A 13,747-nucleotide genomic window follows, 5' to 3' on the forward strand; every position below is an offset into this window, starting at 1 on the left:
TCCCCACTTATTCTATGATCTTCATTTTTGAAAAAGGATAATATACAAATTCCACTTTTCCTATTATATTATCTTCTTCAATATATCCTAAGCCGTTTCGACTATCTCTACTAATTTCACGATTATCGCCCATTACAAATAACTTATTTGGCGGGATTTTTGTCTTTTGAAAGTTATAAAACACTTGCGTATTATTAAACAAATCTTTATTTGTATACGGTTCTTCTTGTTTTTTATCATTCACATATACAGATCCATTCGTTATGTTAATTACGTCACCAGGAAGTCCTATTACTCGTTTCACATAATATTTTGATTCATCCTCTTCCTTTATAATGACAATTTCTCCATGCTCTAAATCGGAAAAGTGTACCGCTGCTTTATTTACAAATACGTAGTCTTCTTCATATAAAGTCGGTTGCATCGATTTCCCTTCCACTTTACATAAAGTAAAAGAATGATAGGCTACGACCAAAACAAACACGAAGAGTATGTATTTCCCCCAACCTCTCTTAATCTCCTGTTTCATATCCATTCCCACCTTATTCAAACTCTTTTTAAATCAAAAAATATATCACTGCACCATAAGTCTCGATGCAGTGATATTATTTTTACTGGGCCTTGTTCGGCTGCTCTACTGGGACTGGATTTCCACCCGATCTTTTCGTTTTCAATTCAAAATACGCATCCAAAATCTCTTTACCAATCGCGGAATTAATTCCTGATTTGTCATCATTTACCCATGGTACAACAACTGAAAAAGCTACTTCTGGATCAGCATCATATGGTGCATAACCGGCAAGAGTTAAATTATAACATTTTTTTCTATTATTGTTTTCATCTCTTCCAATTTCACTTTCTCCACCATACACGGTTTCAGCTGTTCCCGTTTTTCCAGCTGGTTTATATGGTAATCCTTTAAACGTTGCAGTACCAGTTCCATCATTCTCTTGAAAAACTCTTCTAAATCCTTCTTTTACATGATTAATGTATGAGGTGTTCATATCCACTCGATTTAAAATAACTGGCTCAATAGACCGAATAACTTTTCCAACATCCTCTGGTCTATGTGGTTGCTCTCTCACTTCTTGCACAATTTGCGGTTTCATTCGGTAACCACCGTTTGCAATTGTTGAAATATATTGAGCAAGTTGCAGCGGCGTATATGTATCGTATTGTCCAATCGCATAATCGAGTAAAAAACCAGGTATGTTATCTGTTCTACCCATTTGACCAATCGATTCATTCGGCAAATCAATACCAGTCGGTACACCTAAGCCAAACTGTCTAAAATAGTAACGCATTTTATTAAATGTCTCTTGTTTAATGTCTAATGGATTGTTTGGCACATAATTTATACCTGCCATTTTTAAAGCCGTGTTAAACATATAAACGTTTGATGAAACTTGTAAAGCTCTTAAATCATCAATATCACCAAATTCTTTCCACGATTTCTTCGGCTTGGAGCTTCCTTTAAAATACATTGGTGCATCAAAGAAATGCGTATACGGCTTAATTGTGTCAGTTTGATAACCGGCTAATAATGTAGCCCCTTTCACAGTTGACCCTAACTCATAAGAACTTGTCATCGTTCCTAAAGCGTAGTCTTCTATTTGCATCCCGCCATCTTTATTTACAATTTTCTTTCCTGCCATCGATAAAATTTGACCGTTTTTCGGGTTCATCATTACAACGAATGCACGATCCATCATCGGCTCTGCAGAATGAAATGCTCGTAAATTCTTTTCAAGACTTTGCTCTACTTTTTTCTGTAACTCCATATCTACTGTTAACATTAAATTATTTCCACTTTTTCCTTCGGTTACTTTTTCATTTCGAATCACATTTCCTGTTTTATCTGTAATACTTCTAGTCTGTTCTTTCGTTCCATGGAGTGCATCTTCATATTGTTTTTCAATGTAACTCTTACCAATACGATCATTTCTGTTATAATCACGTACTAAGTAATAATCTAATTGTTCTCTTGGCAATCCTTCATTTTCAGTAGAAACGCTACCAAGGATAGAACGAAGTATTTTATCATTTGGGTATTCACGTTCCCAGTCTACTGTCGTATCTACTCCAGGCAAGCTTGCCAATCTTTCACTTACGACTGCATATTCATTTTGACTTACATCTTTTTTAACGATTTGCGGCGTCATTTTATATCCCGCATTCATTTTGCTTTTAATTGCTAATACTTCTAGATCCTCTTTTGAAAGTTCGCTTAATTCTTCTTGTGTAATTCTTTCCCTACGTAACTCTTCAACTTTTTTATCTAATTCTTTCCCTTCTATCTCCTGCTTCCTAAATTTACTCTCATCTTCTTTCGTTACTTTTGCTGCTGCCCGCTTTTCATTTAACTGCATCCAAAAATCCTTTTTGTCTGTTTCTGTTAACTTGTCTATATCCTCTGGCGACATTTCAATTAACTGTGCTAATTGTCTTGCTACTTGTAAAACTTCTTTCGAGTCTACTCCTTTCATTTTTGTATATGTAACGGTTCGTAGTGGTTTGTTATTTACAATCACCTGACCTTGTCGATCAAACATTTTCCCTCTAGGAACAGGTGTACTTACCGTTACATCTTCCTTTTTGTTCACTTCATTTCTATACGTTTCTCCATCAATGATCTGTACTTTACCTAATTGAATTATAATAGCTGAAAATAAAAGAAAGACGATAAAAAATAGTACATTTAACCGAAAAGGAATATGAGTCTTTTTCTTTTTCGATTGTTTCTTCTGCTCCTTTTTCTGTCTCATTTCGCTCCCTCGCTTCATTCTATTAACATTTCTACGGAAAATCATTATGTATCAAATTTATTTATATGATATATATAGAATTTTATATTAATTACAAAAGAAATAAAAGATTTAATTTTCAGTTTTTTAATTTTATATCCTATTTATTACCATTCCCTTATTAAGGAATAACATGAATGTTATTCTAAAAGAAAGGTTGTATACTTAAAACGAAATAGAACCTTTACAACAGCTACATATTAACTTACTTTATGACGACTGTGTATTCGTTAAAAATAATACTACTTCTTACTCTGCCATTTTACCTACGAAACACTTTTTTATGAGTTATAGGGATGTGGTTACTACATTATCGACATGTTTTCATATTGCTTAATATAATGATTACTCAAATAAAAAACTGAGGTGGATACCTCAGTTTTTTCGATAACTTATTTCCTTGAAGACAATCCTTCAACAAATTCACCAATCTTATTTTGAAAAACATAATCAAAGTTATATTCTTGTCCTGTTAACTCTTCATTTACTAAGATGGTTGTTGCTCCTACTTCTCTCTTTGCGATTTGCGGGAATGAAGCGACAGGTTGTACTTTTAATGACGTTCCCATAACGATAAGCACATCTGTTTCATATAAACGTTTTATCGCATTTTGATATTGCGGCAATGTATCTCCGTATAAAACAACGTCTGGATTTAAAATGAAATTACACTTCTCGCAGCGCGGCACTTCATGATCTATCATATACTGCAAATCATACCCCGTTTTACACTTCGGACAATGTGCAGTTTGCAGTGTTCCATGTAAATCAATAACATGTTTACTACCACCTACTTGATGTAAACCGTCAATATTTTGCGTTAAAATCGTAATATCTTTCCCTTGTTCTTCTAATTCAGCTAAAAAGCGATGGCCACGATTTGGCTTATATTGATGAAACGTATTAATTTGAAAGATTTCTTTATAATGCTTCCAAAATTCTTTCGGACTTCTATTATAATATCCTCTTGATAAATACATCTCCACATTCTCATCAGCATACAATCCATTTGCTGAACGAAAATCTGGGATACCACTTTCCGTACTTGCACCAGCGCCTGTTAATACTGTAATTTTCTTCGCCTTTTCTAAAATTGAACGTACTTCTTCAAATTGTTGCACAAAAATCACCTCTATGTATATTGCTATACTTATTATACCAGTTGTTTACAGGAGGTGTCGTACAATTCATTCTACTTAATGCGTCGAGCCCCCAATTTCCACTATATCTACCTCAACTGTCGTCGTTACTTCAACTGCCAACTCTATCCCTTTACGAATAGTAGAAAGTGACATACTCGGTTGCCCTGGATAATTACTCGCTTGCTCTGGTAAAAACGGAATATGAATAAATCCGCCTTTTATTTTCTTATCACGCTTCTCTAGTTCATGCATGAGACCATAGAATAAGTGATTACAAACGAATGTACCTGCTGTTTGTGAAACGGAAGCTGGTATGCCTTCTTCTTGAAGTCTTTTTACAATTGCTTTCATCGGAAGTGTAGACCAGTAAGCAGCTGGTCCTTCTTCTACGACTGGTACATCTACCGGCTGGTTCCCTTCATTGTCAGCAATTCTTGCATCATCAATATTAATTGCGACACGCTCTATCGTAATATCTGGTCTACCCCCTGCTTGTCCAATACATATAATAAATTCCGGTGCTAATTCTTCTATATACTCTTTTAATACGCTGATTGATTTATGAAATACAGTTGGGACTTGTTTACTAATAATCTTGTATTCTCCGATTGTTTTTTCATGCAAATTTTTTGCAACTTCCCAAGCTGGATTGATGTTTTCTCCGCCAAACGGATCGAACCCTGTTAATAATACTGTTTTCATAGTTTTCCCCTCCTAATTAGAAACGATATACAAGACCGTACATAATAAACATATTTATGATAAAGATGGAAAGAGCGATTGGTACTTGCGCTTTAATAACAGCATTTTTATCTTTTAGCTCTAATAGCATCGCAGGAACGATATTAAAGTTTGCTGCCATTGGTGTAAGTAACGTTCCGCAATATCCAGCAAACATACCGAGCGCTGCCATAATCGCTGGGTTTCCGCCGTGCATTTGTACAATTAAAGGTAAACCAATTCCACCAGTAATAACAGCAAACGCTGCGAAAGCATTTCCCATTACGACTGTGAAAAGCATCATCCCTAAACAGTACGCCATAACAGCAACGAACGGATACTCTGTCGGTAACACTTGGCCGACTAAATCAGAAACGACTTGTCCAACGCCAGATTTTGCGAAAATACCGCCAAGTGCCGCTAACATTTGTGGTAAAATGACAGCCCAGCCGACAGCTTGTAATAGTCTACTTCCTTCTTGTACAGGAGTTGTTATCTTCGATTTTGTAATACGCATCGCCGCAACGAATGCAAGTAATGCTCCTAGTGCTAATGCTACTAGCGTTACTTTGTCTGGATCAACAAGGAAGACATTTCCCCATTTCATTTTCCCTAACGTTAACGTACCGATAATTGTAAAAATAGGAATTAATAGTGCAGGCATAAAGATTTTATTTTTTAATTTCTCCGCATGTTTTACACGTTTTTGTACTGGAACTTCTTTCTCCTCTGATTTTGTTACTTTATTTAGTGAAGCTAACACAACCATAGCGAGTACAATACAGCCAACGTAAAACGAAGGGATTACATTTCCGAATAAAAATGTAACTGCAAATAACGCCCAAAATAGGCTAGAACCAAATCGATTTGGATGTTCACGATCAAACGCGATACGAACAGCGATAAAGGCAACGATTATACCTAATACGTAATAAATTGTATCCATTGTAATGATATTCATCTTATATTGCCTCCTTCTCTTCTTTTTCTTTTGATGTCATCGTTTTTGCTATATATTTATCAAACCTTCTAAATCTAATCCAGCTTACGATAAGTGCAGATATTGCAGTTGGAATACCCCAAAGCGCCATATCCCATACACCGACATGCATACCTACTGAATCGAAGAATCCCTTCATTAATAAAATGGCACCAGTTGCGATAAATATATCCTCTCCGAAAAACCATGCTGTATTTTCCGCAGCTGCTGCATTTGCTTTAATCTTTTCTCTTAACTTTTCAGGAAGCTTACCGTATTTACCTTGCGCAGCCCCTTCGGCCATCGGCGCAACGAGTGGTCTTACCGTTTGTGCATGACCACCAATATTCAGTCCAAGTGCTGCTGACGATTCTCTTATCGTAAAATATGACATTAATACTCTTCCAGTTGTTGCTCCTTTTGATTTCGTTATAAGTGCTTCTGCTCTTTCTTTTAAACCGTAACGCTCTAAAATTCCGATTACCGGTAAAGTTAATATAATTGGCATAGACATATATCTATTTTCTATGAAAAATTTACCGAACATACTGATGACATCATAAAAGCTTAATCCTGAAACCATACCAGTAACAATACCTGCAACCATAACGACTAATAGTGTATTTAATCTAAATAAAAAGCCCACTGCAACGAGTAGTATCCCGATTAATTTAATCATTTCAGCACTTCCCCTCATATTTTTACTTCGGTACACAAATAGAAATACCATTAAGTTCGAATGTTCTGTATATTCTCTCCGCAAATTGCACTGCTTTTTCACTATCACCATGTAAACAAATCGTTTTCGCTTGAACTTCTACTTTCTCGCCATTCACCGAATTTACATACCCTTCTTTCACCATTTGAAGCACTTGCTTTATCGCTTCGTCTTCATTTTTTATAAGCGCATTTTCTTCCGTACGACTCGTTAATGTTCCATCTTGCTTATACGTACGATCTGCAAAAGCTTCTTGTACGAGAGTTATATTATATTTTTCCGCAGCCTGTATAAACGCCTCGCTATTTGCTAATCCGTAAAGTAATAAATTTGGATTCATATGATACATTGCCTTTGCGATTGCATCTGCAATTTCCGGATTAGTTGCCGCCATATTATATAGAGCACCGTGCGGTTTCACATGCTGCATCTTCCCGCCAGCTGCTTTTACAAATGCGTCTAATGCGCCAATTTGATATAAAACATAATCATATACTTCACTTGCTGAAACATTCATGTTCCTTCTACCAAATCCAATTAAGTCTGGAAAACCAGGGTGTGCCCCTATCGCTACGTTATGCTGCAGAGCTTTTTCAACCGTTTGCCGCATAACAGACGGATCACCTGCATGAAAACCGCAAGCAACATTTATAGAGGATACGAACGGAAGAATTTCATCATCATTCCCCATTTTATAAGTGCCAAAACTTTCTCCTAAATCACAGTTTAAATCAATTGTAGTCACACTGTTTCCCTCCTAATTTCAGCTTCGTAAAACAATGAATTTCTTTAATAGATTCATATTTACTTCTTGTTCTATGTACAATTGTTCCGCTTCTTCAAGCGTAATTTTCTCAAATGAAACATAATCCCCAGGTTTTAGCTGGGCAAGAAGAGGTAAATCTACTGAAATGATATTTCCCATTCTCGGATAGCCACCTGTCGTTTGCCTATCTACCATTAATATAATCGGCTGTCCACCATTTGGAATTTGGATGGTCCCATATGTAACCGGACTCGATAAAATCTCTTTTTCAACGGCTCTATTTAAAACTTCTCCTTCAACTCTATAGCCCATACGATCAGCGTAATTAGATACTTTATACTCTTTCGTAAAAAATGCCTTTTTGCTTTCTTCTGTAAATTGATCATATTCAAAATCAGTTATAACGCGAAGTTTAGGATACTTCTTATATTTTGGTCGTACGCTGCTACTAATTGCCCATTTTGTTTTTATGTGCTCATCCTTTTGTAAGTCTTGAATGAAACAATTTGCCATTTCTGATCGTTCACCAATTTGAAAATAATCTCCTTTTTTCAGCATTCTTCCCTCAATACCACCAATCGCAGCACGTATGTAAGTACTTTTGCTCCCCATCGTACGATCAATATGTATACCACCTGCAAAAGTCACATACGCTCTGCAACCACTTTTCACTTTTCCAAAGCAAAGCATACTACCTTCTTCCGCTAAAATGGGACGCCATAATGGTATACGCTCCCCATTCAATAACGGTTCCATATCCGCACCGCCAATCGCAAGTAACGTCGTTTTCTTTATTAACAATTTCGGTCCCATAATCGTCATTTCAAGCGCCGCTTCATTTTCTTCATTACCAACTAACATATTGATCATCCGAAGTGCACTTTGATCCATCGCCCCGCCAACGGGTACGCCGTATCGTTGGTAATGAGATCGTCCTAAATCTTGGACTGTTGTAAACATTCCCGCATGCAAAACTTCTACATCCATTCTTTAGCCCCCTCAAGTGATACGTACTCTTCCTTCGTTATTGGGATAAATCGTAAATACATGCCGCTTTGAATAAAGGTTGGTGTTTTTTCTTCCGGATTAAATAAGGAGATTGGTGTTCGTCCAATAATATTCCATCCACCCGGTGTTTCAAGCGGATAAATGCCTGTTTGATTTCCGCCGATTCCTACTGAACCAGGAGAGATTTGTAACCGCGGTGTTTCTTTTCTAGGCGTTTCTAGTTCTTTTGATAGTCCTCCTAAATACGGGAACCCTGGTGTAAAACCTAACATATACACAAAATACGTTGTTTCACTATGTATTCGAATGACATCTTCTACTTGTAAACCGTGATAATGTGCGACCTCTTCTAAATCAGGTCCATATTCTCCCCCGTAACAAACAGGTATAGAAATATGTTTCACATCTCGTTTCAGCTCTTCCTTATACGTATGTAACATTCCAGTTATGTATTGGCATACGTAATCATACGGTCTTATCTTTCTATCATTTTCCTTCCATACTTCATACAAATTATAGTAAACAGCTAATGAAGTAAACGACGGAACACACTCAACCATCCCTACAAACGGATGTTGCTGCAGCGCTTGAAATAATCGCTGCACTTTTTCGTAAGTATCCATTCCAATTCTTTCACCAAATGTAACAATAATCGCTTGATCCCCTAACGCAGAAAATTTCATCCTACTCCCTCTTTCTATGCCAAAAAGCCGAGTTCTTTCGAAATGCGATTCGCTGTCTCTTTTACCTTCGCGATAAAATAAGGAATGTTACTTTCGCTATACTCAATTGCTAATCCCGAAATACTAATGCCTGCTACAACCGTTCCATCGCTTGCGAAAATGGGCGCTGCTATAGCCGCTGTATGATTTTCTAACTCAGAGTAGCTAATTGTATGTCCTTCCTTTTTTGCCATTTGTAACACTTCTAGCAATTGTTTCTTATCTACAATTGTTCCATCTGCAAATTGCTTTAAATCCGTTTCCTCTATGTATTTTCGTTTTTCTTCCTCAGAGAAATACGATAATAAAATTCTCGGACATGCACCCGCATAAAGTGGCGCTCTTCTTCCAACCGCCGTATACACACGTACAGGTTGAGCACCTTCCATCTTTTCCACATAAATCGCATCATTACCATCTTGAATAATTAAATTAACTGCCTGCCCTAAACTATCTCTAAGCTCTTTCATATATGGAATCGCAATATTTCTTACGGATAGTCTTTGTGAAACAAGTTGACCGAACCGTAAAAACACGACTCCTAAACGATATTTCCCCTTTTCGTTTTTTTGTAAAAACTCCATTTCTTCTAACGAGCCAATTAAACGATAAACAGATGTTTTCGGCATACTTGTAAGCTGAACCATCTCTGTTAAACTTAGCTCTTCATGCTCATAAAACAACTCTAAAATATCCATTGTCTTAACTGCCGTTTTATTTATACTCATTCTATCTCCCTCTTGTTCCAAATTTCGGAACTTAAATTCCGTTTTTCGAAACAAACATATAACTTAAAATTATAAAATATTCTTTCAATTCTATCAATATATTTTTCAGCTACTTAACCTTTATGTAAGGTGAATACAAAATAAAATTTAGAAATAATGATGGTTCTCTTTCAAAAGCTCAAGTTATAGCAAAACCAAACGTTTAAATAAATAGGCATAAAAAAAGTATGGAAGAATATTTCTCCCATACTTTTTCTTTATAACGCTCTTACTTGTTTCAACGGCCAGAAAACAGCTTGTCCTTTTCCGACAATTTCATCTTCTGAAATAAATCCAAACATACGACCGTCTTTAGAAACTTCACGATTATCTCCTAAAACAAACACTTGGCCTTCTGGCACTTTCGTTTTTCCTGTAATTTGTTCTAACGTAAAGTCTGGAGTTAATACACGGCCTGCTGCTTTTTCTTTAAACTCTTTTAAATATGGTTCTTCCATCGCTTTTCCGTTTACATATAATACATCATTTTTATACTCCACTGTATCGCCTGGTAAACCAATTACTCGTTTTACTAAATCGTATCCTTCTTTTCCGTGGAAGACGATAATATCAAAGCGTTCTAATCCACTTATACTATAACCAATCTTATTCACAAGAACTCGTTCGTTATTTTCTAGTGTAGGCATCATCGATTCGCCTTGTACTAATGACGGTGTAAATAATACACCGCGAATAATTGCGATTAATACAAGGGTAAATCCTATCGTTTTAGCCCATGAGAATAATTCTTTCTTCGTATTTTCCTTCATCGTTTCTCCTCTTTCTTTATTGTTTATTGTATAATTTGAACTAATTCTTGTACTAAATTAAGATCAATTTCAGCAAAACATGATTTCCCTTCTCTTACTGCTGTACCGACATGAGCTTGCGAAATGCCAGTTTCATCTAGCAATCGCTTTATATTTTCTTTCGTCACGCCAGCTCCAACTACAAGTTGAATTTGACCATCGCTTATCTTTTGCATTTCTGTTAGCAGTGGAATATTCTCCACTATATTTCCTTGTCCACCTGAAGTTAAGACGTGAGTCACTTTATGAAACTTCTTTAAAGTTTTCATTGCTTCTACTGGATTTTCTATGTCGTCTATTGCACGGTGATATGTAACATTTATCCCATCTACCACAGATAATAAATTCGCTAGTTTCTCTTCATCCACTTCATTCTTTTCATTTAATACACCTAATACAACACCAGCTACTCCTAATTTCTGAGCAACTACAATATCTTCTTTCATCATTTCAATTTCTTCTTCCGTATATGTAAAAGACTTCGCATGCGGGCGAATCATAACGTGAATCGGTATATGTACTGCTTCTACCGCTTTTTTAATAAATGCATAACTCGGCGTTAAACCGCCTTCTGTATAAGATGAAATTAATTCAATTCGCTTCCCGCCAGCTCGTTCAATTCGTTTTACATCTTCTAAACATGTTGCAATAACCTCTAGCATGAGATGACCTCTTTTCGTGCTTTTTCCTTATTATACAGTAGTTGAAATAAGAAGCATAGCATTCTCCTATAAAACTAGAAAAAGAAGAATGAAAAGAAAGATTTTTTAACTACTAACATCTATTGGTGATTTTATATTCTACAAAAAAGGAGTAACCCCCTAGCACTTCTGACTAGATGTCACTCCTTTTTATTTTAATTATTTTTCTTAGTTACTTCATTATAATAGTGGCTAAATGCTTCTACTAATGCATCAACGGAAGCATATAATTCTTCTGGTGTATTATCTACGCCTCCCATTTCAATAAGTAAAGCATTTGGAGAAAGGTCTTGATTATATACTCCGTTCCCGCTTTTACGATCTTTAATAAAAATGCCTCGGCTTAAACCGTAATACTTTTCATCTAAATATGAATTGATTGCCGTTACTATTTTTTTATTTTTTTCATAGTTAGGATTTTCTCGACCTAAAATAAAATAGAGTCGTGCATAATCCTTTCCATTAATCGTTTTCTTCGTAATATTTTTTCGTGCATCGTCCCTATGAAGATCAATGGGAAACATAATATTTTTATCTTGTGCCAATTTATCTTGTAATATTTGACGGGATCCTTTGTAGGATTGCGCCCAATTTAAATTTTTATTTCGCAGAAAATCTCTCATATTTGTCGTATCATGTGAAACACCTATTCCTTTTTCTTCTAGCTTTTGTTTTAAATAATTTCCAACAAACGTAATGTTCACTTCATTATTTGTACTTGAGGCATCATCAGGTACAGTAGCACCTGGGATGAGAGGAATAAACGACTCCCAACTATGTGTATGATAAATAAAAACTTTATTTTCACCGTTATTTTGTGTATTTGAATTGTTTTCTTTCTCACTCTTTGGGTGTTTAACAGCAGTACCTTCATTCTTAATATTCTCTAAAGGAATACTAGATTCTTCAGGAATGTTCGTATAATCTGTTCCTTCCCCGGCAATTAATATTTCCGAATAAAATTGATTCATATTTGGAAGTTCTCGAGTTAATAAGCTTCGGAGGTCATTTACATTAATATTTGTAGAAAGTGAAAGTAAAAAAGATTCCAAAGACGCTCGTCCTTTTTCTTTATGAAATTCTTCTGCAAAATAACGATTTTCACTACCTATCATATACATGAGGCCTTTCGTAGAATTCGTTCCTAATAATTGATTAACATAATACGATTTAAATACGTTTGAATTACTAGAAATGAAGAATGAAGTGAGAATACATATAATCGTGAATAAAATACATATCATTACATACTTTATATGAAATACTTTCAGTTTCACTTTATTCATTTTATATCTCCCTTCATTTACTCTATTCTTACGCTTAATTTTTAAGTAATATGATTACTAATTTAATAGAATTCCCTTTCTATTAATTTTTATAAAAAAAGAAGATCCAACAATAGGATCTTCTTTCTCTTGCTAGTATGTTTTTAAACCTACGACCGAAACGCCGCATCCGCCAACATAGATAGTGTTGCATCATCCATCGGCGGATTGTGTAGTCCTGCTCTAACGTTTAAATAATAACGATGGAGCGGATTTTTTTCTGATAAACTTTTTGCTCCTACGATGCGCATTGATTTATCCACTATGGATATCGCCGCATTTGTTACGGCGTATTTCACTGCTGCCAGCTCTACTTGTAGTGACAGTTTATCTTCTGCCTCATCGTATTTTTTCGCAATTTGATATAAAAAGACGCGAGCTTGCATAAGCTCGAGTTCTAATTCTCCAACTAATCTTCTAACATTCGGTAATAAACTAATAGAATGGTTTAAACTATTTGGTTTGTATGATCCCGCAAACTGAACTGCATAATTTCTTGCTGATTGTGCAATTCCTAAATAACATGCTGGTATATGTAGCAACCAGCCAATACCCTTTTGTTTTACTTTTCCGTCCTTTACATCTGTAAAAAAGCGACTTTCTATCTCTACATTTTGTAAGACAAGGTCATGACTAGCAGTCCCTCGCATCGCGACGCTATCCCACGTTTCTTCAATGGATACACCGAGTGTATTTCTTGGAATGACAAATTCTCCAACTTCTTCTCGGCCTTCCATACTTGCTGAAATAATAAAATAATCAAGTATTGGCGCCATCGTTGTAAAAGTTTTCCTTCCATTTATAACCCACTTCTCGCCTTGTTGAACCGCTATTGTTTCTGGTTTACCGCCACGCGTCGGGCTTCCTGTTTTCGGTTCTGTTGCTGCCCTATTAAAGAGCGCACCGTTACGCACTTCTTCGCAAAACCATTTGAACATCTCATCATTCCAAGAGCGATTTTCCGCTAGCTCTTTTACAATGTCAAGATGCCAGCCAATCGATAAGGCAGTTGCTCCGCAGCCTTCTGCAATTTTTTCTTGAAATAAAACGAAGTCATATAAAGAAATCGCACTGCCACCAAATTCGTTCGGTAACGTTAATTTCGTATATCCGATATTCTTCAAATCATTTATATTTTCATGCGGAAATGATCCTAATTCACTTAGTTGATGCTCCCTTTCCATGAACTTCGGAATCAATTTATTTAGTTGTTCAATAATAAAAAATTGTTTTTCTGTTTCAACAAATGAGAGTGCCATACTATAATCTCCTTTATGCTCGATTCA

Annotated in this window: 14 protein-coding genes; all 14 read right to left on the reverse strand. The window is 35.8% G+C overall.

Translation table 11 applies throughout. From position 1 onward, the window contains the following. Nucleotides 1-7: 7 nt before the first annotated feature. The 14 genes from lepB (PDQ68_RS12030) to PDQ68_RS12100 all read right to left on the reverse strand — a co-directional run bounded on the left by lepB (PDQ68_RS12030) (nucleotide 8) and on the right by PDQ68_RS12100 (nucleotide 13,720). Nucleotides 8-529 (reverse strand): signal peptidase I, encoded by a 522-nt coding sequence (gene lepB, locus PDQ68_RS12030; RefSeq protein WP_000806882.1) that lies wholly within the window; start codon nucleotides 527-529, stop codon nucleotides 8-10. Between the two features lie 82 nt (nucleotides 530-611). Beyond that, nucleotides 612-2,765 carry a peptidoglycan D,D-transpeptidase FtsI family protein gene (locus tag PDQ68_RS12035; RefSeq protein ID WP_001249205.1) on the reverse strand — a complete coding sequence of 718 codons (2,154 nt, stop codon included), beginning with the start codon at nucleotides 2,763-2,765 and terminating at the stop codon, nucleotides 612-614. 431 nt (nucleotides 2,766-3,196) lie between these two features. Beyond that, nucleotides 3,197-3,925, reverse strand: coding sequence for an NAD-dependent protein deacylase (locus PDQ68_RS12045; RefSeq protein ID WP_061182536.1), 729 nt, complete (start codon nucleotides 3,923-3,925; stop codon nucleotides 3,197-3,199). A gap of 75 nt (nucleotides 3,926-4,000) precedes the next feature. Continuing rightward, the gene (pcp, locus tag PDQ68_RS12050; protein WP_061182535.1) at nucleotides 4,001-4,648 is read right to left on the reverse strand and encodes a pyroglutamyl-peptidase I; all 648 of its coding nucleotides are present in this window, start codon (nucleotides 4,646-4,648) and stop codon (nucleotides 4,001-4,003) included. 16 nt (nucleotides 4,649-4,664) lie between these two features. After that, nucleotides 4,665-5,627: a DUF979 domain-containing protein gene (locus PDQ68_RS12055; protein ID WP_061182534.1), complete on the reverse strand. Its 963-nt coding sequence runs from the start codon at nucleotides 5,625-5,627 to the stop codon at nucleotides 4,665-4,667. A gap of 1 nt (nucleotide 5,628) precedes the next feature. Continuing rightward, nucleotides 5,629-6,324: a DUF969 domain-containing protein gene (locus PDQ68_RS12060; RefSeq protein WP_000593388.1), complete on the reverse strand. Its 696-nt coding sequence runs from the start codon at nucleotides 6,322-6,324 to the stop codon at nucleotides 5,629-5,631. Nucleotides 6,325-6,346: 22 nt separating this feature from the next. Then, complete coding sequence (gene pxpA, locus PDQ68_RS12065) at nucleotides 6,347-7,108, reverse strand: 5-oxoprolinase subunit PxpA (RefSeq protein WP_061182533.1); 762 nt, start codon at nucleotides 7,106-7,108, stop codon at nucleotides 6,347-6,349. Nucleotides 7,109-7,126: 18 nt separating this feature from the next. Further along, nucleotides 7,127-8,116, reverse strand: coding sequence for a 5-oxoprolinase subunit C family protein (locus PDQ68_RS12070; RefSeq protein ID WP_061182532.1), 990 nt, complete (start codon nucleotides 8,114-8,116; stop codon nucleotides 7,127-7,129). Beyond that, complete coding sequence (pxpB, locus tag PDQ68_RS12075; RefSeq protein ID WP_061182531.1) at nucleotides 8,107-8,820, reverse strand: 5-oxoprolinase subunit PxpB; 714 nt, start codon at nucleotides 8,818-8,820, stop codon at nucleotides 8,107-8,109. Before pxpB ends, PDQ68_RS12070 begins: the two co-directional genes overlap by 10 nt. A 14-nt stretch (nucleotides 8,821-8,834) precedes the next feature. Then, nucleotides 8,835-9,587, reverse strand: coding sequence for an IclR family transcriptional regulator (locus PDQ68_RS12080; RefSeq protein ID WP_061182530.1), 753 nt, complete (start codon nucleotides 9,585-9,587; stop codon nucleotides 8,835-8,837). A 257-nt stretch (nucleotides 9,588-9,844) separates the two neighbouring features. Further along, nucleotides 9,845-10,396, reverse strand: a complete 552-nt coding sequence (gene lepB, locus PDQ68_RS12085; RefSeq protein WP_000662493.1) for a signal peptidase I — start codon at nucleotides 10,394-10,396, stop codon at nucleotides 9,845-9,847. Nucleotides 10,397-10,419: 23 nt separating this feature from the next. After that, nucleotides 10,420-11,097 carry a copper homeostasis protein CutC gene (locus PDQ68_RS12090; protein WP_016717891.1) on the reverse strand — a complete coding sequence of 226 codons (678 nt, stop codon included), beginning with the start codon at nucleotides 11,095-11,097 and terminating at the stop codon, nucleotides 10,420-10,422. Nucleotides 11,098-11,291: 194 nt separating this feature from the next. After that, nucleotides 11,292-12,422 (reverse strand): stage II sporulation protein P, encoded by a 1,131-nt coding sequence (gene spoIIP, locus PDQ68_RS12095; protein ID WP_001045265.1) that lies wholly within the window; start codon nucleotides 12,420-12,422, stop codon nucleotides 11,292-11,294. A 149-nt stretch (nucleotides 12,423-12,571) separates the two neighbouring features. Continuing rightward, nucleotides 12,572-13,720, reverse strand: a complete 1,149-nt coding sequence (locus PDQ68_RS12100) for an acyl-CoA dehydrogenase family protein (RefSeq protein WP_270786743.1) — start codon at nucleotides 13,718-13,720, stop codon at nucleotides 12,572-12,574. Between the last annotated feature and the right edge of the window lie 27 nt (nucleotides 13,721-13,747).

It is taken from the genome of Bacillus cereus group sp. Bc010, assembly GCF_027716745.1.
Lineage (GTDB): Bacteria > Bacillota > Bacilli > Bacillales > Bacillaceae_G > Bacillus_A > Bacillus_A pacificus.